General features: G+C 58.7%; 27 protein-coding genes and 3 tRNA genes. 12 read left to right on the plus strand and 18 right to left on the minus strand.

What is annotated here, in order from left to right; translation table 11 throughout:
- Positions 1 to 41: 41 nt before the first annotated feature.
- From sufC to ACJ8QF_RS06785, 5 genes are all read left to right on the plus strand, one after another.
- On the plus strand, positions 42 to 788 hold the full coding sequence (gene sufC / locus ACJ8QF_RS06765; RefSeq protein WP_016927936.1) for a Fe-S cluster assembly ATPase SufC: 747 nt from the start codon (positions 42 to 44) through the stop codon (positions 786 to 788).
- Positions 763 to 2,049 (plus strand): Fe-S cluster assembly protein SufD, encoded by a 1,287-nt coding sequence (gene sufD, locus ACJ8QF_RS06770; protein WP_049186324.1) that lies wholly within the window; start codon positions 763 to 765, stop codon positions 2,047 to 2,049. The genes sufC and sufD overlap by 26 nt, the downstream gene beginning before the upstream one ends.
- Entirely contained in the window at positions 2,046 to 3,272 is a 1,227-nt protein-coding gene (gene sufS, locus ACJ8QF_RS06775; RefSeq protein WP_004931359.1) for a cysteine desulfurase SufS, read from the plus strand. Before sufD ends, sufS begins: the two co-directional genes overlap by 4 nt.
- Positions 3,273 to 3,308: 36 nt before the next feature.
- Entirely contained in the window at positions 3,309 to 3,725 is a 417-nt protein-coding gene (gene sufE / locus ACJ8QF_RS06780; RefSeq protein ID WP_004931358.1) for a cysteine desulfuration protein SufE, read from the plus strand.
- 296 nt (positions 3,726 to 4,021) lie between these two features.
- Positions 4,022 to 5,035, plus strand: a complete 1,014-nt coding sequence (locus ACJ8QF_RS06785; RefSeq protein ID WP_004931356.1) for a L,D-transpeptidase family protein — start codon at positions 4,022 to 4,024, stop codon at positions 5,033 to 5,035.
- Between the two features lie 141 nt (positions 5,036 to 5,176).
- Here the strand turns inward: ACJ8QF_RS06785 and ACJ8QF_RS06790 are convergent, their stop codons facing one another.
- From ACJ8QF_RS06790 to ACJ8QF_RS06820, 7 genes are all read right to left on the minus strand, one after another.
- On the minus strand, positions 5,177 to 5,413 hold the full coding sequence (locus ACJ8QF_RS06790; RefSeq protein ID WP_004931354.1) for a major outer membrane lipoprotein: 237 nt from the start codon (positions 5,411 to 5,413) through the stop codon (positions 5,177 to 5,179).
- Between the two features lie 308 nt (positions 5,414 to 5,721).
- On the minus strand, positions 5,722 to 7,134 hold the full coding sequence (gene pykF, locus ACJ8QF_RS06795; protein WP_004931353.1) for a pyruvate kinase PykF: 1,413 nt from the start codon (positions 7,132 to 7,134) through the stop codon (positions 5,722 to 5,724).
- Positions 7,135 to 7,528: 394 nt separating this feature from the next.
- Positions 7,529 to 7,834 carry a hypothetical protein gene (locus tag ACJ8QF_RS06800; RefSeq protein WP_004931351.1) on the minus strand — a complete coding sequence of 102 codons (306 nt, stop codon included), beginning with the start codon at positions 7,832 to 7,834 and terminating at the stop codon, positions 7,529 to 7,531.
- A 119-nt stretch (positions 7,835 to 7,953) separates the two neighbouring features.
- A tRNA-Val gene (locus ACJ8QF_RS06805) sits at positions 7,954 to 8,030 on the minus strand.
- A 20-nt stretch (positions 8,031 to 8,050) separates the two neighbouring features.
- Positions 8,051 to 8,127 (minus strand) — tRNA-Val (locus ACJ8QF_RS06810).
- 20 nt (positions 8,128 to 8,147) lie between these two features.
- A tRNA-Val gene (locus ACJ8QF_RS06815) sits at positions 8,148 to 8,224 on the minus strand.
- A gap of 181 nt (positions 8,225 to 8,405) precedes the next feature.
- Complete coding sequence (locus tag ACJ8QF_RS06820; RefSeq protein ID WP_033633189.1) at positions 8,406 to 9,782, minus strand: MATE family efflux transporter; 1,377 nt, start codon at positions 9,780 to 9,782, stop codon at positions 8,406 to 8,408.
- 239 nt (positions 9,783 to 10,021) lie between these two features.
- Here ACJ8QF_RS06820 and ACJ8QF_RS06825 point away from each other — a divergent pair, with 239 nt between their 5' ends.
- Positions 10,022 to 10,672 (plus strand): riboflavin synthase, encoded by a 651-nt coding sequence (locus ACJ8QF_RS06825; protein ID WP_004931347.1) that lies wholly within the window; start codon positions 10,022 to 10,024, stop codon positions 10,670 to 10,672.
- A gap of 54 nt (positions 10,673 to 10,726) precedes the next feature.
- Positions 10,727 to 11,020: an I78 family peptidase inhibitor gene (locus ACJ8QF_RS06830; protein ID WP_154870490.1), complete on the plus strand. Its 294-nt coding sequence runs from the start codon at positions 10,727 to 10,729 to the stop codon at positions 11,018 to 11,020.
- 74 nt (positions 11,021 to 11,094) lie between these two features.
- Here the strand turns inward: ACJ8QF_RS06830 and cfa are convergent, their stop codons facing one another.
- Positions 11,095 to 12,246, minus strand: a complete 1,152-nt coding sequence (gene cfa, locus ACJ8QF_RS06835) for a cyclopropane fatty acyl phospholipid synthase (RefSeq protein ID WP_442537377.1) — start codon at positions 12,244 to 12,246, stop codon at positions 11,095 to 11,097.
- Positions 12,247 to 12,590: 344 nt separating this feature from the next.
- Complete coding sequence (punC, locus tag ACJ8QF_RS06840) at positions 12,591 to 13,802, minus strand: purine nucleoside transporter PunC (protein ID WP_044031342.1); 1,212 nt, start codon at positions 13,800 to 13,802, stop codon at positions 12,591 to 12,593.
- A gap of 123 nt (positions 13,803 to 13,925) precedes the next feature.
- Here punC and punR point away from each other — a divergent pair, with 123 nt between their 5' ends.
- A complete protein-coding gene (gene punR, locus ACJ8QF_RS06845; protein ID WP_004931338.1) occupies positions 13,926 to 14,870 on the plus strand; it encodes a DNA-binding transcriptional activator PunR in 945 nt (314 codons plus the stop codon).
- Here punR and purR read toward each other — a convergent pair.
- Positions 14,867 to 15,892: an HTH-type transcriptional repressor PurR gene (purR, locus tag ACJ8QF_RS06850; RefSeq protein WP_004931336.1), complete on the minus strand. Its 1,026-nt coding sequence runs from the start codon at positions 15,890 to 15,892 to the stop codon at positions 14,867 to 14,869. The genes punR and purR overlap by 4 nt on opposite strands.
- A 324-nt stretch (positions 15,893 to 16,216) precedes the next feature.
- Between purR and cydH the strand changes: the two genes are divergently transcribed.
- Entirely contained in the window at positions 16,217 to 16,306 is a 90-nt protein-coding gene (cydH, locus tag ACJ8QF_RS06855) for a cytochrome bd-I oxidase subunit CydH (RefSeq protein ID WP_004931335.1), read from the plus strand.
- A gap of 64 nt (positions 16,307 to 16,370) precedes the next feature.
- Here cydH and sodB read toward each other — a convergent pair whose 3' ends face one another.
- Positions 16,371 to 16,949, minus strand: coding sequence for a superoxide dismutase [Fe] (gene sodB / locus ACJ8QF_RS06860; protein ID WP_021505464.1), 579 nt, complete (start codon positions 16,947 to 16,949; stop codon positions 16,371 to 16,373).
- A gap of 199 nt (positions 16,950 to 17,148) precedes the next feature.
- On the minus strand, positions 17,149 to 17,967 hold the full coding sequence (locus tag ACJ8QF_RS06865) for a C40 family peptidase (RefSeq protein ID WP_442537378.1): 819 nt from the start codon (positions 17,965 to 17,967) through the stop codon (positions 17,149 to 17,151).
- A 416-nt stretch (positions 17,968 to 18,383) separates the two neighbouring features.
- Here ACJ8QF_RS06865 and ACJ8QF_RS06870 point away from each other — a divergent pair, with 416 nt between their 5' ends.
- Complete coding sequence (locus ACJ8QF_RS06870) at positions 18,384 to 18,731, plus strand: Grx4 family monothiol glutaredoxin (RefSeq protein ID WP_004931329.1); 348 nt, start codon at positions 18,384 to 18,386, stop codon at positions 18,729 to 18,731.
- Between the two features lie 68 nt (positions 18,732 to 18,799).
- Here the strand turns inward: ACJ8QF_RS06870 and rnt are convergent, their stop codons facing one another.
- The 6 genes from rnt to ACJ8QF_RS06900 form a co-directional block, all read right to left on the minus strand.
- Positions 18,800 to 19,483 (minus strand): ribonuclease T, encoded by a 684-nt coding sequence (gene rnt / locus ACJ8QF_RS06875; RefSeq protein WP_016927925.1) that lies wholly within the window; start codon positions 19,481 to 19,483, stop codon positions 18,800 to 18,802.
- A 79-nt stretch (positions 19,484 to 19,562) separates the two neighbouring features.
- Positions 19,563 to 19,970: a lactoylglutathione lyase gene (gene gloA / locus ACJ8QF_RS06880; protein WP_004931325.1), complete on the minus strand. Its 408-nt coding sequence runs from the start codon at positions 19,968 to 19,970 to the stop codon at positions 19,563 to 19,565.
- Positions 19,971 to 20,311: 341 nt separating this feature from the next.
- Positions 20,312 to 21,415: an alkene reductase gene (locus tag ACJ8QF_RS06885; RefSeq protein WP_004931322.1), complete on the minus strand. Its 1,104-nt coding sequence runs from the start codon at positions 21,413 to 21,415 to the stop codon at positions 20,312 to 20,314.
- Between the two features lie 91 nt (positions 21,416 to 21,506).
- Positions 21,507 to 22,127 carry a TetR/AcrR family transcriptional regulator gene (locus tag ACJ8QF_RS06890; protein WP_021505463.1) on the minus strand — a complete coding sequence of 207 codons (621 nt, stop codon included), beginning with the start codon at positions 22,125 to 22,127 and terminating at the stop codon, positions 21,507 to 21,509.
- Between the two features lie 103 nt (positions 22,128 to 22,230).
- Positions 22,231 to 23,868 carry a phosphoethanolamine transferase EptA gene (gene eptA / locus ACJ8QF_RS06895; RefSeq protein ID WP_275095868.1) on the minus strand — a complete coding sequence of 546 codons (1,638 nt, stop codon included), beginning with the start codon at positions 23,866 to 23,868 and terminating at the stop codon, positions 22,231 to 22,233.
- A gap of 138 nt (positions 23,869 to 24,006) precedes the next feature.
- Positions 24,007 to 24,648 (minus strand): NAD(P)-dependent oxidoreductase, encoded by a 642-nt coding sequence (locus ACJ8QF_RS06900; RefSeq protein ID WP_004931317.1) that lies wholly within the window; start codon positions 24,646 to 24,648, stop codon positions 24,007 to 24,009.
- Between the two features lie 139 nt (positions 24,649 to 24,787).
- Between ACJ8QF_RS06900 and ACJ8QF_RS06905 the strand changes: the two genes are divergently transcribed.
- Together ACJ8QF_RS06905 and ACJ8QF_RS06910 are read left to right on the plus strand one after the other, a co-directional pair.
- Positions 24,788 to 25,717 (plus strand): LysR substrate-binding domain-containing protein, encoded by a 930-nt coding sequence (locus ACJ8QF_RS06905; RefSeq protein WP_442537379.1) that lies wholly within the window; start codon positions 24,788 to 24,790, stop codon positions 25,715 to 25,717.
- Between the two features lie 23 nt (positions 25,718 to 25,740).
- Positions 25,741 to 25,980 (plus strand): DUF1289 domain-containing protein, encoded by a 240-nt coding sequence (locus ACJ8QF_RS06910; protein WP_015377731.1) that lies wholly within the window; start codon positions 25,741 to 25,743, stop codon positions 25,978 to 25,980.
- Positions 25,981 to 26,051 lie beyond the last annotated feature (71 nt).

Raw genomic sequence — 26,051 nt, forward strand, 5'->3', positions numbered from 1 at the left:
GCCGCATTTTTAGCGCCGTCGGCGCTATCTGAGGACACAGCATGTTAAGCATCAAGAATTTGAAAGTCAGCGTGGAAGGCAACGAGATCCTCAAGGGATTGGATCTGGAGATCAAACCGGGCGAAGTGCACGCCATCATGGGGCCGAACGGCTCGGGCAAGAGCACGCTGTCCGCCACGCTGGCCGGGCGTGAAGAGTACGAAGTGACCGAAGGGGAAGTCACCTTCAAGGGCAAGGATCTGCTGGAGTTGGATCCGGAAGATCGCGCGGGTGAAGGCGTGTTCCTGGCGTTCCAGTACCCGGTGGAGATCCCCGGCGTCAGCAACCACTTCTTCCTGCAGACGTCGGTCAATGCGGTGCGCAAATACCGCGAACAGGAGCCGCTGGATCGCTTTGACTTCGCCGATTTCATCGAAGAGAAGATCGCGCTGCTGGATATGCCGGCCGATCTGCTGACCCGTTCGGTCAACGTCGGTTTCTCCGGCGGCGAGAAAAAGCGCAACGACATTCTGCAGATGGCGGCGCTGGAGCCGGATCTGTGCATTCTCGATGAAACCGATTCGGGCCTGGACATCGATGCGCTCAAAATCGTCGCCAACGGCGTCAACTCGCTGCGGGACGGCAAGCGCGCCTTTATCATCGTCACCCACTATCAGCGCATTCTGGACTACATCCAGCCGGATTACGTACACGTGCTGTCCCAGGGGCGCATCGTCAAATCCGGCGATTTCTCGCTGGTGAAACAGTTGGAGGAGCAGGGCTATGGCTGGCTTACCGACCAACAGTAATTCAAACGCGCTGCAGCAGCTGTATCGCCTGTTCGAAGGGCGCGGCGGCGAGCGTTCGCCGCATGCGCTGGCGCACTGGCAGCAGGCGCTGCGCCTCGGCTGGCCGACGCGCAAGCATGAAAACTGGAAATACACGCCGCTGGAGAGCCTGCTGGAGCAGCAATTCCTCGAGCCGCAGCCCGCCCCGGTGAGCGCAGAGCAGCTCGAAGCGCTGGCGCTCGGCATCGATGCCTGTCGGCTGGTGTTTATCGATGGCCGCTACAGCGCCGCGCTGAGCGATGGCGACCTGGGCGACTACCAGTTCGAGCTGACCGCCTATGGCACGCCTCAGGCGCTGCCGGAGCCGATCCAGCCGGAGATTTTTCTGCACCTGACCGAAAGCCTGGCGCAGGAAACCAGCCTGATTCGCTTGCCGGCCGGCAAGATCCCTGCACGCCCGCTGTATCTGCTGCACATCAGCAGCGGACGCGGCGCCGCCGGGGAAGTGAACACCGTGCATCACCGCCATCATCTGGAGATCGGGCGCGGGGCTGAGGCGGAAGTGATCGAGCACTACGTCAGCCTGGGCGAGGCCGCACACTTCACCGGCGCGCGCCTGACCGCCAATGTGGCGGACAACGCCGGGCTATTGCACTGCAAGCTGGCGTTTGAGAGCCAGCCAAGCTACCACTTTGCTCACAACGATCTGGTTATCGGCCGCGACGCGCGGGTGAAAAGCGACAGCTTCCTGCTGGGGGCCGGCCTGACGCGGCACAACACCAGCGCGCAGTTGAACGGCGAAGGCGCCAATCTGGTGATCAACAGTCTGGTGCTGCCGGTGGGCAAAGAGATTTGCGACACCCGCACTTATCTGGAGCACAACAAGGGCTATTGCGAAAGCCGCCAGCTGCATAAAACCGTGGTCAGCGATCGCGGCAAGGCGGTGTTCAACGGCATGATCAAAGTGGCCAAGCACGCGATCAAAACCGACGGCCAGATGACTAACCATAACCTGCTGTTGGGCAAGGTGGCGGAAGTGGATACCAAGCCGCAGCTGGAGATCTACGCCGATGACGTCAAGTGCAGCCACGGCGCTACCGTGGGGCGCATCGATGAAGAGCAGCTGTTCTATCTGCAGTCGCGCGGCATCGACAAGCACGCGGCGCAGCAGATGATCATCTTCGCCTTCGCCGCCGAGCTGACCGAAGGCATCGCCAACGACACCATCCGGGAACGGGTGCTGGCGCGCATCGCCCAGCGCCTGCCGGGGGAGGCTGCATGAGTTATCCGATTGAACGCGTACGCGGCGATTTCCCGCTGCTGGCGCGTGAGGTGAACGGCCAACCGCTGGCCTATCTCGACAGCGCCGCCAGCGCGCAGAAACCGCAGGCGGTGATCGACCGCGAGCTGGAGTTCTACCGCCACGGGTATGCGGCGGTGCATCGCGGTATCCACACCCTGAGCGCCGAGGCGACTCAGCAGATGGAAGCGGTGCGGGAACAGGCGGCGCGCTTTATCAATGCTGCCTCGGCGGAAGAGATGGTGTTCGTCAAGGGCACCACCGAAGGCATCAATCTGGTGGCCAACAGCTTTGGCCGCCACCTGCTGCAGCCGGGCGATGCGATTCTCATCACCGAGATGGAGCACCACGCCAACATCGTGCCGTGGCAGATGCTGGCGCAGGAGCGCGGGTTGCAGCTGCGGGTGTGGCCGCTGCAGCCGGACGGTACGCTGGATCTGGCGCGGTTGCCAGAGCTGGTCGACGCGTCCTGTAAACTGCTGGCGCTGACCGAGGTCTCCAACGTGCTGGGCACCGTCAACCCGGTGCGTGAGATCATCGCCCGCGCCAGAACCCTGGCACCGGATCTGACGGTGCTGGTGGACGGCGCGCAGGCGGTGATGCACCAGCGCGTCGATGTCCAGGCGCTGGACTGCGATTTCTATGTGTTTTCCGGCCATAAGCTGTATGGCCCTTCCGGCATCGGCATGCTGTATGGCCGCCAGGCGTTGTTGCAGCAGATGCCGCCGTGGGAAGGGGGCGGCTCGATGATCCGGCAGGTCAGCCTGACGGCGGGCACCACCTTCGCCGATCCGCCGTGGCGCTTCGAGGCCGGTTCGCCGAACACCGCCGGCATCATGGGGCTGGGCGCGGCGTTTGATTACGTCGAAGCCTTGAGCCTGAATGCGATCCACGATTATGAACAGTCGCTGATGCATTACGCGCTCGAGGCGCTCAAGCAGGTGCCGACGCTGAAAATCTATGGTCCGGCGCATCGCGCCGGGGTGATCGCCTTCAATCTGGGAGAGCACCACGCCTATGACGTCGGCAGCTTCCTCGATCAGTACGGTATCGCCATTCGCACCGGCCATCACTGCGCGATGCCGCTGATGGCGTTTTATCAGGTGCCGAGCATGTGCCGTGCCTCGCTGGCGTTATATAATACCCGCGAAGAGGTGGACCGGCTGGTGGCCGGGCTGCAACGCATTCATCAGTTATTAGGTTAGGCCGGGGCGCGTCCCCGGCGGTACAAAAGGATCCCCATGGCGAATTTGCCGGACAAAGATAAATTGGTGCGTAATTTCTCCCGCTGTCTGAACTGGGAGGAGAAATACCTGTACGTGATTGAACTTGGCGCTAAATTGCCGCCGCTGGACGAGGCGGAGCGGCAGGCCGGCAACCTGATCTCCGGCTGTCAGAGCCAGGTGTGGATCGTGATGCGCCGCGATGAGCAGGGGCAGGTCGAGTTTCACGGCGACAGCGACGCGGCGATCGTCAAAGGGTTGCTGGCGGTGGTGTTCATTCTTTATCGCCAATTGACGCCGCAGCAGATCGTCGATCTCGATGTGCGGCCGTTTTTCACCGAGCTGGCGCTCAGCCAACATCTGACGCCTTCGCGCTCGCAGGGGCTGGAGGCGATGATCCGCGCCATTCGCAGTAAAGCGGCGCAGCTGGCCTGATCCATAACGCCTTCATCCTCAAGACTCATTGATACCTTTGCTTTGTCAATGAGTCTTTACAATTCACGATTTTCCTCCGGGCAACGCGCCCAATTCAGTGATATTTCAGCAGCTTAACTGTTGACGTTTCGTTGACAATCAATGACGGCGATTACGTTATAACGTGTTGATTTTTAGAGGACTTATTGCCTTTGATACCAGCGTTGCTAGTATTAATCAGGTATTGTCTGATTTACCCACCACCTGGCGCTCGTTAGCCTTGTGGGCGAACCGTCATAAAAAATATAGGGATGATAATGAAACGTGCGTTGAGTTTAATGGGCATGGTCTTCGCCACCGTATTGGCCGGCACGCAGGCCGCCAGTGCGACCGAGTACCCGCTGCCGCCGCCGGACAGCCGTCTGATCGGCGAAAACACCACTTATACCGTGCCAAACGACGGCCGCCCGCTGGAAGCCATCGCCGCTGACTACAAGATCGGCCTGCTGGGCATGCTGGAAGCCAACCCCGGCACGGATCCGTTCCTGCCCAAGCCGGGTACGGTGCTGACCATTCCGACCCAAATGCTGCTGCCTGACACCAAGCGTGAAGGGATCATCGTCAACCTGGCTGAGCTGCGCCTTTATTACTATCCGAAAGGCGAGAACAAAGTGATCGTCTATCCGATCGGCATCGGCCAGACCGGGATGCACACGCCGCTGGAGGTGACCTCCATCAGCCAGAAGATCCCTAACCCGACCTGGACGCCCACCGCCAACATCCGCAAGCGCTATCAATCCCAGGGCGTGACGCTGCCTGCGGTGGTGCCGGCCGGCCCTGAGAACCCGATGGGGCTGTTCGCCCTGCGTCTGGCGATGGGGCGCGGTGAATACCTGATCCACGGCACCAACGCCAACTTCGGTATCGGCATGCGCGTCAGCTCCGGCTGCATTCGCCTGCGTCCGACGGATATCGAGGCGCTGTTCAACATGGTGCCGCGCGGTACGCGGGTGCAAGTGATCAACGATCCGGTGAAGATTTCCGTTGAGCCGGACGGCAAACGCTATGTGGAAGTGCACCAACCGCTGTCGCGGGTGGAAAGCGACGATCCGCAGACCATGCCGATTGCGTTGTCTAAAGCGGAGAAAGCCTTTGCGGCCGATGGTCAGACCGATCGCGCCGTGTTCGATAGCGCGGTTGTACGCCGTTCTGGCATGCCGGTGCTGGTCAACGTAGGGGAGAGTCCGTCGGCGGTGAGTTTGACGCCTGCAGCGGCTCCTGCGGCGAATAAGAGCCCATTCAAGGCAGCGCCAATCAGTTCGGTGAACTAGGTTTGCAGGATTGAGCGGTCGAAGAGGGGTTCAGCGTGCTGAACCTCTTTTTTTTGCCTGCCGTGCAGGAAACCCCCTGGCTGACGAACAGACAAAAAAAACGGCGCACAATGTGCGCCGTTTTCAATAACCAAAGCTATCTTACTTTTTGTAAGCGTGAGCTTGGTTGTCCAGACGCTGGTTAGCGCGTGCTGCGTCGTCTTTAGCAGCTTGAACGTCAGAACGCATTGCGTTCACGTCGTTGCTCAGCTGATCAACTTTAGCGTTCAGAGTCTGAACGTCAGAAGACAGTTGATCGATTTTAGCGTTGCTAGAGCAGCCAGCCAGCAGAGTGGAACCCAGGATTACCGCGCCCAGTACCAGTTTAGTACGATTCATTATAACACCCTCTAGATTGAGTTAATCTCCATGTAGCGTTACAAGTATTACACAAACTTTTTTCGAAAGAGAATAATTTTTTAGTGTTGAGGTGCTTTATTTTGATCGTTCGCTCAAACTTGCATCTGGTTTTACAAATTAGTTAAAAAAACGAGGGAAAACAGCCGGCTTCCATGGGACTACTCCGATTCTTTATTAGCTAAATAATGAGCGGATCGCGGTTGCGTTTTGAGAAAAATAGTTTACTGCTGATAAAAAAAACGCCGCAAAGCGGCGTTTTGATCAAGACAATTATGTCACGTTTTATATTACAGCACGTGTACCGAGGCGGTGTTGGTGGTGCCGCTCGGCACCAGCGCGCCGGAAACCATCACCACGACGTCGCCTTTCTGCGCCAGGCCGCTGGCCAGGGCGGCTTCTTTACCGATGCGGTAGAAGTCGTCGGTGGAGGCGATTTCCTTGACCATCTGCGGGATGACGCCCTTGCTCAGCACCAGCTGATGCGCGGTAGTCTCATTGGTGGTCAGCGCCAGGATCACCGCGTTCGGGAAGTATTTACGCACGGATTTCGCCGACTTGCCGCCGCTGGTGGCGACCACGATCAGCGGCGCGTCGAGTTTCTCGGCGGTTTCAACCGCGCCGCGGCACACCGCTTCGGTGATGCGCAGCTTGCGACGATCGTTCAGGGTGTCGATACGGCTTGGCATCACGCGATCGGTACGCTCGCAGATGGTCGCCATGATGTTGACCGCTTCCAACGGGTATTTGCCCTTGGCGCTCTCGCCGGACAGCATGACGGCATCGGTGCCGTCCAGGATGGCGTTGGCAACGTCGCCGGCTTCCGCACGGGTAGGGCGTGGGTTTTTGATCATGGAATCGAGCATCTGGGTGGCGGTGATGACCACTTTACGCGCGCGGTTGCATTTCTCGATCATCATCTTCTGGGCGAAGATCACTTCTTCTACCGGGATCTCGACGCCCAGATCGCCACGGGCAACCATGATGCCGTCGGACGCTTCGAGGATTTCGTCGAAGTTGTTCAGGCCTTCCTGGTTTTCAATCTTGGAGATGATCTGGATCTGCTCGCCGCCGTGGGCTTTCAGGTGCTCGCGGATCTCCAGAACGTCGGAGCGTTTACGGATGAAGGACGCCGCCACGAAGTCGACGCCTTGCTCGCAGCCGAAGATCAGGTCGCGTTTGTCTTTCTCGGCCAGCGCAGGCAGCTGGATGGACACGCCCGGCAGGTTAACGCCTTTGTTCTCGCCCAGGTCGCCGTTGTTCAGCACCTTACAGATGACTTCGTTCTCGGTCACGTTGGTGACTTCCATGCCGATCAGGCCGTCGTCAACCAGCACGGTGTTGCCAATCTTCAGGTCGGCGGCGAAGCCGGCGTAGGTGACCGCCACGCGCTCGCTGTTGCCGATCACGCTCTGGTCAGTGGTGAAGGTGAAGGTTTGGCCGGCGACCAGCGAGGCGTCTTTGCCGCCTTCCAGTTTCATGGTGCGAATTTCCGGGCCTTTGGTATCCAGCAGGATGCCGGCGTTGATACCGGTTTTCGCCATCACGGCGCGCATGTTCTTGATGCGGTTGCCGTGCTCTTCATAGTCGCCGTGAGAGAAGTTGAGACGCATCACGTTCATGCCCGCATTGAGCAGGTTGGTCAGCATTTCTTCCGATTCGGTTTTTGGACCGATGGTACAAACAATTTTGGTCTTTTTCATGGCGGAGTTTTCTACAAGTTGTGATGGATAAAAAAACGAATTTGACCGGCGCGGTTTACGCCGGTAGGGAATTTGAGCCGTGCCTGGTGGTGAAAAACATAGTTAAGGATAGGTGACGACAGTTGAAGTGGGGCGGAAAAATTCAGCCCGCGCGGGGGCGCGGGGATGCTGCGCAACGGGGTAAGATCACATCGTGTTATTATTGCGTTTTCGCAGATCAAGGGCTGAAACCATTCAACTGATAGACGTTGCGCATTATAAAGGCTAAGCGGCGGGAAACAAAATAAAAAACCGCGGCGGTGCGGCGGATAGAGCAAAACGGGGCTAAATGTGGCGCAAATGCAACGCGTTGCGGGCCGCTTGTTGCGCAAATAACCTTGCTGTAAATGCAGGTTTAACGCGTTTGGTGAATTTCCAGCAGCATGCCGGCGCTCAGGCAGAAGCAGCCGCTGGCGACGTTGGCCGGCAGGGTCAGGCTCTCGCCAGCACGTACTATCCGGGTGTCGCCGCCGAGGGTGAACTCGAATTCGCCGGATATCACCCGGGTTTGCAGCGCGTGCGCGGGCTTTTGCAACTGGCCGAAGGCGCCGGCCTCGAAACGCACTTCCGCCGCCGGCGAACCGTCGCTCATCACGCCTTCACGGCGGGCAAGGCCATTGTCGAGCGGCAAAAAGGCGGTTTTGGCGGTGAAGGTGGTCATGTGGCGCTCCTGATGGCTGATGGCGGTAGTTCGGCGCAATCGACATGAAAAATCGAACGGTCGGGCAGAGACGATACAACGGGAAGTATAACGTGACAGGGAGAGATGAATCAGCAATATGGTGCGTCCGAGTGGACTCGAACCACCGACCCCCACCATGTCAAGGTGGTGCTCTAACCAACTGAGCTACGGACGCACTGCGCTGCTTCTGAAATTTGGTGCGTCCGAGTGGACTCGAACCACCGACCCCCACCATGTCAAGGTGGTGCTCTAACCAACTGAGCTACGGACGCACTGTACTGCTTCAGGAATTTGGTGCGTCCGAGTGGACTCGAACCACCGACCCCCACCATGTCAAGGTGGTGCTCTAACCAACTGAGCTACGGACGCATCTTTTCCTGCCTGTCATGGCTGACAGCGGGGACGAATATTAACGAGCTACCTGCGTGCTGGCAAGGGGAAAAGCGCAATTTTATTCGGTATTTCACGCGATTGCTGAGGTTGTGCGCAGTCCGGCGTTTTTTTCCGCAAACCGCAACCCGGCCGGGGAGGAAACCGGCCGGGAGCGGATTCAGCGCGTGGATCGCTGCAGGATAACGGCAGTCGGCTGTTTCTGCAGCCAGCGCATGCGCAGCGCCATCATGATGGCGGCGAAGGTCAGTCCGATGATAAAGCCGATCCAGAAACCGCTTGGCCCCATCGCCGGCACCAGCGCATCGGTTAACGCCAGCAGATAGCCGCTCGGCAGGCCCAACACCCAATAAGCGATAAAGGTGATGAAGAAGATCGCGCGGGTATCTTTATAACCGCGCAGCACGCCGCTGCCGATCACCTGGACCGAATCCGAGATCTGGTACAGCGCCGCCAGCAGCATCAACTGCGAGGCCATCGCCACCACCGCCGGGCTGTCGTTGTACAGCAGGGCGATCGGTTCGCGGAAAGTGGCGGTAAACAGCGCGGTGCAGACGGCCATGGTGATGCCGACGCCGATGGCGGAGTAAGCGGCGACGCGCGCGCCTTCGACCGAACCTTCCCCCAGACGATAACCGACGCGGATGGTAGCGCCGACGCCCAGCGACAGCGGCAGCACGAACATCAGCGCGCTGAAGTTAAGCGCGATCTGGTGGCCGGCGACCGCGACGATCCCCAGCGGCGAAACCAGCAGCGCCACCACCGCGAACAGCGTGACCTCGAAGAACAGCGCCAGCGCCACCGGCATGCCGATGCCGATCAGGCGCCTTAGCGCCGCCCAGTCCGGGCCGCCGAGATCGCCGGCCTGGCGTTTGATGTCGCGCTGCGACGGCGCGCGCTTCACGTACCAGCGCATCATCAGGAACATGATCCAGTAGACGCTGCCGGTGGCGACGCCGCAGCCGACGCCGCCGAGTTCCGGCATGCCGAACTTGCCGTAGATAAAGATGTAGTTGATCGGGATATTCACCAGCAGGCCGAGGAAGCCGATCACCATGCCGGGTTTGGTTTTGGACAGCCCCTCGCACTGGTTGCGCATCACCTGGAAGAACAGGTAACCCGGCGCCCCCCACATGATGGCGTGCAGATAGCCGACGGCTTTATCCGCCAACTGCGGATCGATGTTGTGCATCATGTCGATGACGAACTTGCAGTTATACAGCACGACGATCAGCAGCACGGAGACGCCGGAGGCCAGCCAGAAGCCCTGACGCACCTGATGGGCGATGCGATCGCGACGGCCGGCGCCGTTGAGCTGGGCGATAACCGGGGTCAGCGCCAGCAGCAGGCCGTGGCCGAACAGAATGGCCGGCAACCAGATCGAGGTGCCGACCGCCACCGCCGCCATGTCGGTGGCGCTGTAAGCGCCGGCCATGATGGTATCCACCACGCCCATGGCGGTTTGTGATATTTGCGCGATGATGACCGGGATAGCGAGAGCCAATAAACTACGCGCTTCAATTAAGTACTTCTGCACGCATACACCTTTTCTATTTATATATGTGGGAGGGAGGGCTGCCGCGAGAGGACAACAATTAAAATAGCGGAATTTTGTCAAAAAGATTGTACCTGCTCGGCGTCGTTAAGCAAACGCCGCAGATAAATAGTTATTAAATGCGCAGCCATTCTTTTTTTGCCGTCGCGGATTTGGTTTTCAGCGCCAACTGGGGCAAACTGCCGGTAGCGTTTTAACCTATTTAGCAAGAAGAGGCACATATGTTCACCGGTATCGTACAAGGCACCGCGCCGCTGGTCGCCATTGATGAGAAACCCAATTTCCGCACCCACGTGATCGAAATGCCTGCCGAGCTGCTGCCGGGGCTGGAGCTGGGCGCGTCGGTGGCCCATAACGGCTGCTGCCTGACCGTCACCGCGGTGGAAGGCAACCGCGTCAGCTTCGATTTGATCAAAGAAACGTTGCGCCTGACCAACCTCGGCGATCTGGCGCTGGGCGACATCGTCAATATCGAGCGCGCGGCGAAGTTCAATGACGAAATTGGCGGCCATTTGATGTCCGGCCATATTATCTGCACGGCGGAAGTGGCCAAGATTTATACCTCGGAAAATAACCGCCAGGTATGGCTGCGCATGCCGGATGCGGAATTGATGAAATATGTGCTGCACAAAGGTTTCATCGGCATCGACGGCATTAGCCTGACCATCGGCGAAGTGGTGAATAACCGTTTCTGCGTGCACCTGATCCCGGAAACGCTGGATCGCACCACGCTGGGTAAAAAACGCCTCGGCGACAAGGTGAACATCGAGATCGATCCGCAAACGCAGGCGGTGGTGGACACCGTCGAGCGCGTGCTGGCCAATCGGGAAGCGACATTGGCCGCGGCGATGGCGCCGGCGCACAAAGACTGACAGCGATTCTGGCGTGACCGCCGGCATCGAATCATAAGCAGAGAGGAGAAACGCGTGAAGTTTTATGGGAAAACGTTGTTGTTAACCGCGTTGCTGGCGCTGAGCGCTTGCAGCAGTTCGCCTGAGCAGGGCGCGGGCGCGCAAATGGCCGATGCGGACGATACCTGCGGCGCTTCGCAGTATCAAAATTTTGTCGGCAAACCGATGGCCTCGCTGGAAGGCGTGCGGATCGACGGCAAGGTGCGAGCCATTCCGTACAACTCTGCCGTCACCATGGATTTCAACCTGCGCCGCCTGAACTTCCTTGGCGACAGCGACGATAAAATTATTCGCGTTTATTGCGGTTAACCCGCAGGGTTCGAAAGAGCAAAAAAAAAAGCCCCGGCGATGAGGTTGCCGGGGCTTTTTTATCGGGAAAGCGTTCAGCGGGCGACGCGAATGCCGCCTTCAACGCCTTTCGGGCTGAACACCACCTGCCATAGCTGCAGATCGCGCGCCCGGAACGCGCCGGCGCAGGCGTTCAGGTAATAGCTGAACATCCGTTCGAAGCGTTCGGAATAGCGCTCGGCGAGCTGCGGCCACGCCTGTTTGAAGCGCTCGAACCAGGCCATCAGCGTGCGATCGTAGTCGGCGCCGATGTTGTGCCAGTCTTCCATCACGAAATGGCCTTCGCTGGCCTCGGCGATATGCCTCACGGAGGGCAGGCAACCGTTCGGGAAGATATATTTGTTGATCCAGGGATCGACGTTCATGTCGGTCTTGTTGGAGCCGATGGTGTGCAGCAGGAACAGGCCGTGCGGCGCCAGATTGCGCTCCACCACGTCGAAATAGGTGCGGTAGTTTTTCGGCCCGACGTGCTCGAACATGCCGACCGAGACAATGCGATCGAACTGCTGGTGCAGATCGCGGTAATCCTGCAACAGGATCTGCACATCCAGCCCGGCGCAGCGCGCCTGAGCCAGCTTCTGCTGTTCGGCGGAAATGGTCACGCCGACCACCGACACGCCGTAATTTTTCGCCGCATAGGCGGAAAGGCCGCCCCAGCCGCAGCCGATGTCCAGCAAACGCATGCCCGGCTGCAGCTGCAGTTTCTCGCAGATCATTCGCAGCTTGGCTTCCTGCGCTTCCTTCAGCGTGGTGGCGTCTTTCCAGTAGCCGCAGGAATACTGCATGTAAGGATCGAGCATCAGGGTAAACAGATCGTTGCCGAGATCGTAATGTTCTTTGCCGACGATCCAGGCGCGCTTTTTCGATTGCAGATTGGTCAGACGCGCGGCGGCGATACGCAGGGTATCTTTCAGGTGGTGGGGGAGTTTCTTCTCCAGCCCGGCGCTGACCACGCGCTGGAAGAACATATCCAGCCGCTCGCACTCCCACCAACCGTCCATATAGCTTTCGCCCAGGCCCAGGGATCCTTGCTGCAAAACGCGTTTAAAGAATTCGGGATTTTTAACCTGAATATCGAAAGGGCGCGATCCGTTGATTTCGATACCGGCCAGACCGAGCATTTCGTGCGCGATACGGTACCACTGGTTATCCTGGATGCTCAGATCTTCTATACACGATGAACTCATAGCTTCTCCATCACCTTCTTCTGACTGATGACCCGTTAGGAAACAGCTTAGACAATTTCTGCGGGTGCATACCTATACCAACGGGAAATAAGCCCGCGGCGTCTGATATCCGACTATGAACAGAGGAAATTTAAAGAAACGGCCCGACGCAAACGGCGCAGGATAAACGCCCCTTTAAAAAAAGAGTGTGACGCAAGGCGCGTACACAATAGCTGATTGAGATATAGAGATTATAAGGTGTTACTTTACAAGGTTGTTTTTGAGTATAGGCGTGCCGAGGCGTTGACTCAACTGTAAATCGCACTCGGCACGCATATTCTTTAAGTGATTATTAATCTTGGCAATTATGACGCTGAGTTAGCATGTTCCCGCTGTGCCTTTTGCTGCGCATCGGCCGCTTTTCCCCGCTGCAGGAAATAACCCAGCGCGGCCAGGACTACCGTAGATACCATCACCGTCACCGTCGCCAACAGCGGCTGGGCAATAAACGCCGACACCAGCATGCTTGCCACAAAACACAGCCCCAGTTGCAGCGTATTTTGCAGCGCGGCGGCTTTGCCGCTGCTTTCCGGGAACGGCATCAGCGCATTCGCCACCATGATCGGGTAGCCGGCGCCGTTGACCAGCGCCATCACGCAGAATGGGATCAGCAGCGTGGTCAGCGTCGGATTGGTCAGGGTCGCCACCAGATACAGCGCCACCATGCTGACACCATAAGCTACCAGCAGCCACGGCAGCAGAGTTTTGCCATTGATGCGCTTAAGCGCGGCGCGGCAGCCGTAGCCGCCCAGCAGGAAGGCCAGCGTTTGCGGCACATAGCTCAGACCGATGTCGCTCGGGCTATAGCCCATATCGCCGAGGATGAACGGCGAACCGGTCAGCCAGGCGAAGAAACCGGCCGAGCAGGCGGCGTACATAGCGACGTTGCCGCTGAACACCGGAGATTTCAACAGTTGCCAGAAGCTGACGCCGTTTTTCGGCGCGTCGGCGGCGGGGTGCGTTTTGGCGCGCTCTTTGAGCAGCAGCGTCGGCAGCAGCAGCAGCGCGGTGATCACCAACAGCGCGGCGAAGATCGCACGCCAGCTGGCGTGGTTCAGCAGCCAGGCGCCAAGCAGCGGCGCCAGCGCCGGTGACAGCGCCACCAGCGGCATGATGGTGGCGAACACGCGGTTGGCCTGGCCTTCGCGATAGCGGTCGACCACCAGCGCTTGCCAGATGGCGGTGGCGGAACAGACGCCGACGGCCTGAATAAAGCGCAGTATCCAGAGCTGCACGGCATTTTCTACCCACAGCATGCCCAGGCAGCCGAGCGCGAACAGCGTCAGGCCAATCAATAATACCGGTTTGCGGCCCAGCCGGTCGGAGAGGGGCCCCCACAGCAATTGCGCGAAGGCGAAGCCGGCCAGAAAGATGCTCAGGCTGGCGCTGACCGCGCCGGCGGAAATTTGCAGTTCCTCCCGCATGGCGCCGAAGGCGGGCAGGTACATATCGGTCGCCAGATAACCCAGCATGCTCAGGCCGGCGAGGTAGAACATAAAGCCAAAGGAATTTCGCATGGTATTTCTCGTTAATATTTTAGTGTCGCAGGTTTTTAGCGCCGGCCAGTGTATCCGGCTGGATCTCTGCTTGTGAAACGGTAATATTTGCAAAGTGCTGTTAAAAAAATTGAAGGCAAAGCGATGTGGTCTGAATATTCTCTTGAAGTTGTTGACGCGGTTGCGCGCACCGGTAGTTTCAGCGCGGCGGCGCAGGAGTTGCACCGGGTGCCGTCGGCGGTGAGCTATACCGTGCGGCAACTGGAACAATGGCTGGCGGTGCCGCTGTTTGAGCGGCGTCACCGTGATGTGGAGTTGACGCCGGCCGGCGCGCTGTTTATCAAGGATGCGCGAGTTGTTATCAAAAAAATGCTCGACACCCGCCGCCACTGTCAGCAGGTGGCCAACGGGTGGCGCGGCCAGCTGAATATCGCAGTCGACATCATCGTCAAACCCCAGCGCAGCCGCCAGCTGGTGCTGGATTTCTACCGCCATTTCCCCGATGTTGAACTGATGCTGCAACCCGAAGTGTTCAACGGCGTTTGGGATGCGTTGGTGGACGGCAGGGTGGACATGGCGATCGGCGCCACGCGCGCGGTGCCGGTCGGCGGCGGCTTTGCCTTCCGCGATATGGGCTACATGAACTGGCTGTGCGTAGTCAGCCCACAGCATCCGCTGGCGCAGTTGGCAGGGCCATTAAATGACGATCGGTTGAGGCCGTACCCTGCGCTTTGTCTGGAAGACACCTCGCGCAATCTGCCCAAGCGCGTCACCTGGACGCTGGATAACCAGCGGCGGCTGGTGGTGCCGGACTGGACATCGGCGCTCGACTGTCTGTGCGCCGGGCTGTGCGTCGGCATGATGCCGGCGCATCGGGCGCTGCCGCTGGTGCAGCGCGGTGAGCTGAAGGCGTTGCAGCTGCAGCAGCCGTTTCCCGCCAGCCCTTGCTGCCTGACCTGGCAGCAGGATAAACCGTCGCCGGCGATGAGTTGGCTGCTGGCGTATCTGGGCGATGGCGAGACGCTGAATCAGGAGTGGCTGAGCGAGGCGGCGCCGGAAGCCGTGCAGGCTTCCGGCTCAGGGGATTAGCGGCGGTAGTCGATGAACGGACCGTCGGCGACCGAACGGCGTTCCACCAGCTTCGGATGCACTTCGATCACCTGCGATTCTTCGCGCTTGCTGATGATGCGATCCAGCAGCATGGTGAAGGCCATTTCTCCCAGGCGCTCTTTAGGCTGGTGAATGGTGGTCAGCGCCGGGGTGAAGTAGCGGGCGTTGCGCACGTTGTCATAGCCGATCACGGAAATATCCTGCGGCACTCGCAGCCCCAGCTCGTCAGCGGCGCAGATGGCGCCCATCGCCATGATGTCACCGCCGCAAAATACCGCGGTCGGCCGCTGTTTTTGTGACAGGATTTGGTGCATCGCCTTGTAGCCGGATTCCGGCTCGAAGTCACCCTGGACGATCCACTCTTCGCGAATGTCGATATGCGCTTCCTGCAGCGCCTTCATAAAGCCCTGATGACGGCCGCCGCCGGTGTTGCGCGACAGCTGGCCCGGGATGGCGCCGATATCGCGGTGACCGCGCTCGATCAGGTAACGGCCGGCCAGATAGCCGCCTTCGAACGCGTTATCGATGATGGTGTCGGTGAAGTCGCCGCGCGCGGCGCCCCAGTCCATCACTACCATCGGGATATTACGGTAGTCCTCCAGCATGCCCAGCAGTTGATCCGGGTATTCGGAACACATGACCAGCAGGCCGTCGACGCGCTTTTGCGCCAGCATCGCCAGGTAGGCGCGCTGCTTGTCCAGATTGTTATGCGAGTTGCACAGGATCAGGGTGTAACCTTTGCTGTAGCAGCTGTTTTCCACCGCCTCGATCACTTCGGCAAAATAGGGCGCTTCGCTCGAGGTGGCCAGCAGGCCGATAGACTTGGTGTGATTGACTTTCAGGCTGCGCGCCACGGCGCTCGGCGAGTAGTGCAGCTCTTTGATCGCGGCCCACACGGCCGCTTTGGTCTCTTCGGCGACGAAACGAGTCTTATTGATGACGTGCGAAACGGTGGTGGTGGAAACGCCCGCGCGTTTGGCCACATCTTTAATCGTTGCCATGTAAGGAATGACTCCTGAACTCACATGTTTACAGCATGTAAGTGTGATGTTAATCGTTTGCCTACGTAGATCCTTCTCCAGAGAAGCGAAAACTGAGTTTTTAGTGTGTTGAAGTCTTCAGCGCTTAATCAGGAGGGGCATGGATGCCGGTACGCAGTTGTGAACTGCGAATTTTGTCGCATATTGAACAAAAGTGGAAGAGGTAATCGAGATTATAAACCGGGAAATGATAACAAGATTTTATCGGCGAACTGTGGGAAAATGATTTGACGTACTAATTGTGCGCCTTTTATCCTTAGGAAAGCCCATTTTAAAGGAGTTGTCATGGATACCGATCTGAAGATGTCTCTGTTCACTACCGTCGGCGCGTTGGCGATGATCATCGCTTTCAGCTTTGTCGCCGCGTTGAACTGATCTCCCGCCGGTTTTAAAAAAGGCGCAGCCTGGCTGCGCCTCGTCACTTCGGCAAGGCCTGCGTTTACGCCAGGTTTTCCGCCGCAAATTTCCAGTTGACCAACGCCCAGAAGTTTTCCAGGTATTTTGGACGCGCATTGCGGTAATCGATGTAATACGCGTGTTCCCACACGTCAACGGTCAGCAGCGGTTTATCTTCACCGGTCAGCGGAGTTGCCGCGTTGGAGGTGTTGACGATCGCCAGCGCGCCGTCCGGTTTTTTCACCAGCCAGGTCCAGCCGGCGCCGAAGTTTTTCACGGCGGCATCGGTGAACTGCTCTTTGAACGCAGCGAAAGAGCCGAAGGATTTGACGATCGCCGCCGCCAGTTCGCCCTGCGGTTCACCGCCGCCCTGTGGCGACAGGCAGTGCCAGTAGAAGGTGTGGTTCCACACCTGCGCGGCGTTGTTGAACACGCCGCCGTTGGAGGTCTTGATGATCTCTTCGAGCGATTTGCCCTCGAACTCGCTGCCTTTCACCAGGTTGTTCAGGTTAACCACGTAGGTATTGTGGTGTTTGCCGTAGTGGTATTCCAGGGTCTCGGCGGAGATGTGCGGCTCGAGCGCGTTTTTCTCATACGGTAATGCAGGTAATTCAAACGACATTGCTTCCTCCTTTACAGCGCCACTTTCTTCCCGCCCAGGCGGGAGCCAGATGGGCCGTTTTTTATTGTGGTCATTCAATCTTAACAATTTTCATCATAAAAAACAGGAGGAAAAGCGAGAAATGCGCGTGGGGGAGTGCGATGGGCGATAGCTTGAGCAGGCGGTTGCGACCGGGGCCGCAACCGCGCAGAACAGGGAATTAACGGATGGTTTTCGGCGTCACTACGCGGCGTGCGCCGATGTAATGGTTTTGCCAATAGTCGTTGTCGAGCTGGCTGATGCGGATCTCTTCGCCGGTGCGCGGCGACTGGATGAATTTGCCGTTGCCGAGATAGACGCCGACATGGTCCGCCACGCCGCGGTTGTTGATGCGGAAGAACACCAAATCGCCGCTTTCCAGTTCGCTTTTCTTGATCGGCGCCGCGTCGCGCAGGTGATACATTTCGTTGGCGGTGCGCGGCATCTTGATTTTCACCACGTCCTTATAGGCGTAATAGATAAGGCCGCTGCAGTCGAAGCCGGTGCGCGGCGAGCTGCCGCCCCAGCGGTAAGGCTTGCCCATCTGATCCATCAGCTTGGCCATCGCGGTCTGTTTGGCATGCTGGTAACGTTTTTTGTGCGCCGGGCTGAGTTTTAACGGCTTTTCTTCACGCGCCAGTTTGGCGGTGGCCATACCGGCGTCGCGGTGGCGGCCATAGCCTTTTTTATAGCCCTTTTTCGGCGGGGTGACTTTAATCTTGGCGGTTTTCTGCGCTTTGGCCTTGGGTTTGGCGCTGACGATCTTTTTCGCGCTTTTCTCGCTTTTGGCCTTGGCGGTCTTGGTTTTTTTCTCGGGGGCCGTCACTTTGGCTTTTTTGGCGGATTTATCCGCTTTCTTTTTTCTGCGGTCATCGGGCCGCGCTTCATTAGCATGGCTTTTACGCTGCTCGGCGGCAACGCGCGCCTGTGGCGCAGCGTGCGCCAAATTGAAGAAGAGCTGCGTAAACAGCAGCGCAAAGAGCGTAAGAATTAAACGCATGTCGACGTCACCAACCTTGGCCCCGAAACGGATATCGAAAGAGTTACAGTATTCCCGAACTTCACCATATAAAACAGCGAAGAACTCATAAATAATAATCCATATTGTGAGAAAACGTTAATGACATTTTTTTTGGTTTAAAATCAGCCTGTTGATGTATAAAAAAGCACCAGGCGACGGTGGCGGATATAATTAAGCCGCGCCGTCATCGCGGCGCAATATATTAGTGAAATGGTCGGATTAAAAATGTTATTCTCAACGTATGTTTTGACCGGAATGACGTGGCCGGTGAAACGCGATCGGCGGCGGGCGAATATCCTTGCAAAAGATGGCGTTTTCTTGCGACTGTTCCAGCCGCTACAATAGCCCGCGTGATGCATGTTGTAGCCATGAAATGTGGCTTGAGGAAGCAATAAATGACGACGACACTTGAAAAAATTCAGCACCAGATCGCTGAAAACCCGATTCTGCTCTACATGAAAGGTTCGCCAAAGCTGCCGAGCTGCGGCTTTTCCGCGCAGGCTGTGCAAGCGCTGTCCGCCTGCGGCGAGCGTTTCGCCTATGTGGACATTTTGCAGAACCCGGACATCCGCGCCGAGCTGCCAAAATACGCCAACTGGCCGACGTTCCCGCAGCTGTGGGTAGATGGTGAGCTGGTCGGCGGTTGCGATATCATCATCGAGATGTATCAGCGCGGCGAACTGCAGCAACTGATCAAAGAAACGGCAGAAAAGTATAAAGCGCAGGAAGACCAGCAGTCTTAATCGACGGGCTTGCGATTATCGCGTAACGGGCGGCGCCAGTGCAAACTGGGCCGCCTTTTTTGTTGGTTTTATTCGGCGAGATCGCCGGCGGGCAGCGGCCAGCCGCCGAGACGTTTCCAGCGGTTAACCAGCTCGCAAAACAGCAGGGCGGTTTGCTCGGTGTCGTACAGCGCGGAGTGTGCCTGGCTGCTGTCGAACGGCATGCCGGCGGCGATGCAGGCTTTGGCCAGCACAGTTTGCCCCAGCACCAGGCCGCTCAGCGCGGCGGTGTCGAAGGTGGCGAACGGATGGAACGGGTTGCGCTTCAGGCCGGCGCGTTCGGCCGCGGCCATCAAAAAGCTGTGATCGAAGTTGGCGTTGTGCGCCACGATAATGGCGCGATTGCAACCGCGATCCTTGAGCCCTTTGCGCACCGCTTTGAAAATGGCGTGCAGCGCGTCATATTCGCTGACCGCGCCGCGCAGCGGATTGTGCGGATCGATGCCGTTAAACGCCAGCGCTTCCGGCTGCAGGTTGGCGCCCTCGAAAGGCTCCACGTGGAAGTGCAGGGTTTCGTCCCGCTGCAGCCAGCCGTCCTCATCCATTTTCAGCGTGACGGCGGCGATCTCCAGCAACGCATCGGTATTGGCGTTGAAGCCGGCGGTTTCAACATCTATTACTACGGGATAAAACCCACGAAAACGACCACTCAGGGCGTTAAGATCACTTTTCTCGGCCATCAGTTTCTTATCTTCATCGAATGCAGCGCGCATTATGGCAAATTTTGCGCCCGGTTGCAGGCGCTATCGCGCGGAGAATCAGCAGGGCGCCAACGCGCCCTGAAGGGGAGGCTTAGTGGCCGAGGCCCTGACCGGCGTGTTTGTTTTCGATCAGCTCGATTTTGTAGCCGTCCGGATCTTCGACGAAGGCGATAACCGTGGTACCGCCTTTCACCGGGCCGGCTTCGCGGGTGACTTTGCCGCCGGCGCGACGGATGCTGTCGCAGGTGGCGGCAACGTCATCCACGCCCAGCGCCAGGTGGCCGAAGGCGGTGCCCATATCGTAGCTGTCGGTGCCCCAGTTATAGGTCAGTTCGATAACTGCGCCTTCGCTCTCTTCCGTATAGCCGACGAAAGCCAGGGAGTATTTGTACTCCGGGTTTTCGCTGGTGCGCAGCAGGCGCATGCCTAATACCTTGGTGTAGAAGTCGATGGCGCGTTGCAGGTCACCGACGCGGATCATGGTATGGAGTAAGCGCATAATTCCTCTGAATTGACTGTGCCGTGGCAGACGGCGGGTGGATTGAAGCACAAGCGAGTATAGCCTTGTCCCGCAAGGGAATTCAACGTGACGAACTGGTGACAATGTCACTTCGTGGTCTCGCGGCGAGGGTGTCTAAATATTGATCGAGCGTACCGATCGATACAGAGTAATTGATCTGCACAATCAATTATCTATTCCAGCGGCGATCGTGTAAAAATCGAACGACAATAAAGATCAACACCAGGGAACACCGGCCCGCCTCGTGCGGGCCTTTTTGCTTTGCGCGCGACGCATAAAAAACGGCCATGCGATTGCGTGGCCGTTGGGGTCAGGACAGGTTACTTCGCCAGAAACGGATAGTCGGTATAGCCTTCGGCGCCGCCGCCGTAGAAGGTTTCCGGCTTAGGTTCGTTCAGCGGGGCGTGCTGGCGGAAACGCTCTACCAGATCCGGGTTGGCGATGTAGCTGCGGCCGAAGGCCACCGCGTCGATGAAACCTTTTTCGATCAATGCTTCGGCTTTTTCGGCGGTGTAGGCGCCGGCACCGACGATCACCCCTTTAAAGTGGGCGCGCACCGAGTCGCGGAAGGCGTCGGAATACGGTTTGCCGCCGGCCCAGTCAGGTTCGGAGATGTGCAGGTAAGCGATATTGCGCTTATTCAGCTCTTCCACCAGATACAGCGCCGCTTCTTCCTGATCTTCGCCGTTGTCCAGCCCGTTGAACGGCCCCAGCGGCGAGATACGGATACCGATGTGTTCGGCACCCCATTCGGCGATGGTGGCGTCGACCACTTCCAGCGTCAGGCGGGTGCGATTCTCAATGCTGCCACCGTATTGATCGGTACGTTGGTTGGAAGCCGGTGACATGAACTGGTGCAGCAGATAGCCGTGGGCAGCATGCAGTTCGATGAAATCGAAACCGGCTTCGCGCGCGTTGGCGGTTGCCTGGCGGAAATCGTTGATGATGCCCGGGATCTCGCTGGTTTCCAGCGCGCGCGGCGTGGAGGTCGGCACGCGCACCCAGGCGCCGGTTTCATCACGCACGGTGGTGCGGGTTTCAGCGTTGATGGCCGAAGGCGCGACCGGTGCTTGCCCGCCTGGCTGCAGGCTGGCGTGGGAAATGCGGCCTACGTGCCACAGCTGCACGGCGATATGGCCGTTGTTGTCATGCACTGCCTGCGTGATGTTTTTCCATGCGGCGATCTGCTCCGGCGTATGCAACCCCGGCGCACCGGCGTAGCCTTTCGCCTGGAAGGAAACCTGGGTCGCTTCGGTCACGATCAGGCCGGCGCTGGCGCGCTGTGCGTAATATTCCGCCATCAGCGGCGTAGGAATATCGCCCGGCTCGATGCTGCGCAAACGCGTCAGCGGAGCCATAAACACGCGGTTGGGCAGGGTGATGGCGCCAACCTTCAGCGGAGAGAGCAATTTTTCAGTCTTCATAGTGCATCCTGTATTTAATAGACCGGTCGTCTAGTAATGGGCGATAAAAAACCATGAACTGCATTTTTTCAATAAAAATAAGTTGTTACCGTTACGGTTGCGGCGGGCGCAGCAGCAACTCGATGCTTTCCAGCGCGCTGGTCAACGGCGCCAGCGAGTGACGGATCTTGGCGCGCAGCGTGGCGCCGAGCCACAGTGAATACAGCGTTTCTGCGGTTGCCGCCGGGCTCATGGCTACCGACAGCGAGCCCTCGGCGATACCGCGCTCGATGGCCTCCTGAAGGTGGCCGATCACGCGAGCGGTGCCCGTTTCCAGCGCATGGCGCATCGGTTCCGACAGATCGCTCACCTCGGCGGAAAGCTTCACCGCCAGGCAGGCGTTGTGGCATTCGCTGCGGCAGTGGTAGCTGATAGCCTGGGCGTAATAGCCGAGCAGCTGGTGGCGGGCATCACCGCGCCTGTCGGCAAACAGCGCCTGCATTTCTGCATCATAATGCGCGAAATAGCGCTGCAGCATCGCTTCGCCGAAGGCTTCCTTCGAGCGAAAATAGTGGTAGAACGAGCCTTTCGGCACGCCCGCGGTGGCCAGCAGTTCACTCAGCCCCATGCCGGTAAAGCCCAGGCGCAGGCTGAGGGTTTCGCCGGTGGCGAGCAGATGTTCACGTGTATCCACGTTGCAATGCGTTGATTTGGTCATCATGGTGCCGAGCATAATAGACCGATTGGTCTAGGTCAATGGGAATAAAAAAACCGGCGCACAAAACGCCGGTTTGTCTGCAAACTATTGTGCCCCAGCGGCACGCGGAAGTTAAGCGCTACGCCGCGTTGCGGCAGCGTTGCAGGATATCCAACTGGGATTGATATTCGCGGGTTTGTACGTTCAGCATACCCAACAGGGTGTGGAACAGGTTGTCCTGCGAAACCTCGTCCTTTTCCGCCAGCGTATTCAGACACTGGCGATCGATGCCGAAATTGCGCTGATAGTCGGCCGACATCCACATCAGGAAAGGCACGTGCGTTTGCTGGCTCGGTGCGAAGACATAAGGCGTGCCGTGCAGATACATGCCGTTTTCCCCCAGCGATTCGCCATGATCGGACAAATAGACCAGCGCGGTATTGAAACGGTCGTCATACTGCCGCAGCAGCTTGATGGTGGCATCGAGCATCGCGTCGGTATACAGGATTGAGTTGTCGTAGGTGTTCACCAATTGTTCATGGCTGCAATCCTGGATCTGATTACTGTTGCAGGTCGGCGAAAACGCCTGGAGTTCTGGCGTGCTGCGGCGGTAGTAAGCCGGGCCGTGGCTGCCCATCTGGTGCAGCACGATCACGCCGTCGTCTTTCAGGCTATTGATGTAGTCGTTCAGCTTGTACAAAAGCACGTTGTCCATGCAAACCTCGCCGTCGCAGTCCTGCGGCGGTTTCAGCTTGGTCATGTCGATGTGCGGCACCCGGTCGCAGGCGCCTTTGCAGCCGCCGTCGTTATCGCGCCACAGCACATTGACGCCGGCATGCGCCAGCACGTCGAGCATGCCTTCCTGGTGCGTCGCCTGAGTCGCGTCGTACTCCTTGCGTGGCATGTTGGAGAACATGCAGGGCACGGAGATCGCCGTTTCGGTGCCGCAGGAGCTGGCGTTTTTGAAGTAGACCACGTTGTCCTGCTTCAGGCGCGGGTTGGTTTCGCGTTCATAGCCGCCGAGGGAGAAGTTTTCGGCGCGGGCGGTTTCGCCCACGACCAGGATCACCAGCGTTTTCTTGGCCTGCCTGGCGATCAGCGGCCCTTTACGCGCATCTTCGCCGATCTTGACCAGCGGCAGATTGCGGGTGAAGTAACGCTGTTCGGTAAACTTGATGGTGCCGGCCACGAAGTTGGACGGCGTCAACATCTTCACCACGCTTTTATTGTTGCGGATCAGCGAAGCGTAGTCTTTGTAGAACAGCGCGGCGACGATCAGGATCACCACCAACGACAGCATGACGTTGGCGGCGCGCAGTCCGACCATGTACCACCAGGGGCGAGTCTGGCGAATTTGGGTGAAGCAGACCGCCACCGCCGGCAGAATGCCGAGCAGCGTCAGCCACAATCCCATGCGCGGCGTCAGCAGCGCGGTCGCCTCCTGAGGGTTGGTTTCGAAGGCGTTTTGCATCATGTTGCCGTCGATCACCACACCATAGCTGAACATGAAATAGTTGGCTGCGGCGCTGCCGAGCAAGAAAAAGATGATCAGCGGCTTGCGCAGGTAGGGCACGGTCAACACGCTGAAGATGATATTCAACGCACAGAAGATCACCACCGGCATGCTGGCGGCGAAAATCACGCTGTGGGCGCTATCGAAGGTGATATACGACCAGGCGCGCTGCAGGAATAAGGCGTTCTGAAATAAAGTGAAGAACAGGGCGGCGGCGAGGGTAAAACCGAGGCTGTTGCACCGTAAGCGTTGACGTAACCACATTGCCAAATCGGGATCCTGAAAGTAGATAATGCCTTGAAATCTACCGGATGAAACTTAAGAAAACCTTAGAAACTCAGATTACTGGCGGCGGAGAATACGCGGAAAACGCCAGGCCGAGCGGCCTGGCGGCGGGGCGGTTTAGTAGGCGGCGGTGAATTGCGCGCGAATAAACTGAGGCTTTTCAATTTCATCAACGATAGCGACCGCCAGGTCTTCCACCGAAATGCTGGCCGGCGCTTCGCCGTTCATCAGCAGTTGCGTGGTGCCGAGGCGGAACTGGCCGGTGCGTTTGCCCGGCTCCAGCAGGGCGGCCGGCGAAAGATAGGTCCAGTCGAGTGCCGACTCGTTACGCAGTTTGTTGCGCAGATCGCGCACCGCCTGCGCGCCGGGGCGGATATTTTCCGGGAACTGCGGCGTATCCACCAGTTCAACGCCCGGCGCCACTTCCAGGCTGCCGGCTCCGCCGACCACCAACAGGCGTTTGACGCCGGCCTGCTCGACCGCGGTGAGGATCTGCTGGGCGCCGCGGGTGGTTTTCTCATACAGGTTGTCTTCGCCCCAGCCGGGGTTGTAGGCGCTGATCACCGCGTCCTGGCCGCGCAATTGTCCCGCCAGCCAAGCCGTATCGGCGACGTCGCCCAGTGCGACGGTCAGATTGGCGTGCTCCGGCAACTCTTTTTTCTGGCGCGCGATTGCCGTCACCTGAATACCGCGAGCCAGCGCTTCATCCACCACGCGGCGGCCAACAAAACCGGTTGCTCCAATAATGGCTACTTTCATCTGTATGCTCCTTCGGGGATAGGTTCAGTATCGTGAGGCAGACCGAGGTGCCTGCCGCGTGGTTTCTACTCTAGTCCTTAACAATAGCCGTGATTAGTGCCATATTCATGCTTTCTTGATTAAGTAAAACTTCATAATCGTGGATAAACTCAATCGAATGGCGGTATTCGCCACCGTGGTGGCGGAGGGCTCGCTGGCCGGTGCGGCACGGCGGCTGGGCATGACGCCGTCGGCGGTCAGCCAGCACATGCGCTCGCTGGAGAAGGCGCTTGGGGTGCCGTTGCTGCATCGTTCCACCCGCCGTCTGGCGCTGACCGAGGCGGGAGCGGCGTTCTATCCCGGCTGCGAGGCGATGCTGCAACAGGCGCTGCAGGCGGAGCAGCGGTTAGCGGAGCTGCGGGATACGCTGGTGGGGGAGCTGCGCATCGCCACCCCGGTCGGCATCGGCGGCCGTTCGTTGGCGGAGGCGTTGTCGCCGCTGTTGCAGGCGCATCCCAAGCTGACGCTGCGAGTGCTGGCGGACGATCGCATCGTCGATATGATAGAACAGCGGGTCGACATTGCGCTGCGGGCCAACCGGCAGCTGGCGGACGCCAATATGATTGCGCATCCGCTGACAGCGTGGCCGATGGTGCTGTGCGCCGCACCGCGTTACCTCAGCCAGCATGGGGTGCCGGAAAAACCGCAGGATTTGGTACAGCACCGCTGGATCTCCAGCGGCTACAGCGGGGCGTATCTGGATTTGCAGCACCAGTCCGGCCAGCAGGTCAAGCTGCGGCTGGCGGAAGGACAGATCGTCAGCGAGAGCATGAACGTGATGCGCGCCTTTACCCGCGCCGGGCTGGGCATTTCCGTTCAGCCGCTGTATGAAATTGGCGACGAACTGCAGCGCGGCGAGCTGTTGCTGCTGTTGCCGGAGTGGCGGCCGGCGGCGCTGCGACTGCACGCGCTGACGCTCGAACGCAATGTGCCGGAAAAAAGCCGCCAGGCGCTGCGCTATTTGCGCGACTATTTTCGCCGCAATGGCGAAAAGGGACTTGCCAGCGGCGGCGATGGCGTCTTCAATTAGCAAGAGAACGCAGGAGGAGCCCCGTGGCGCAGCAGCTTGAGTTTTTCGACATCCCCAGCCCCTGTCGCGGCATTTGTCAGGCCGACGATCGTGGATTCTGCCGTGGCTGCCTGCGCAGCCGCGAGGAGCGTTTCGGCTGGATGAACATGAGCGATGCGCAAAAGCGCGAGGTGCTGCGCCTGTGCCGCCAACGCTTCCTGCGGCTGCAACGCGCCAATAAAGCGCCCGACGAGCCGCTGCCGGAGCAGCCGTCGTTGTTTTAACCTTTCCTGATCTGCCGCACGTTCGTGTGGCTTACCGCTTCCCTGTGCCTCACCGGCTTGTGTATGCTGGC

Source organism: Serratia sp. CY81684, assembly GCF_052166595.1.
Lineage (GTDB): Bacteria > Pseudomonadota > Gammaproteobacteria > Enterobacterales > Enterobacteriaceae > Serratia > Serratia nematodiphila.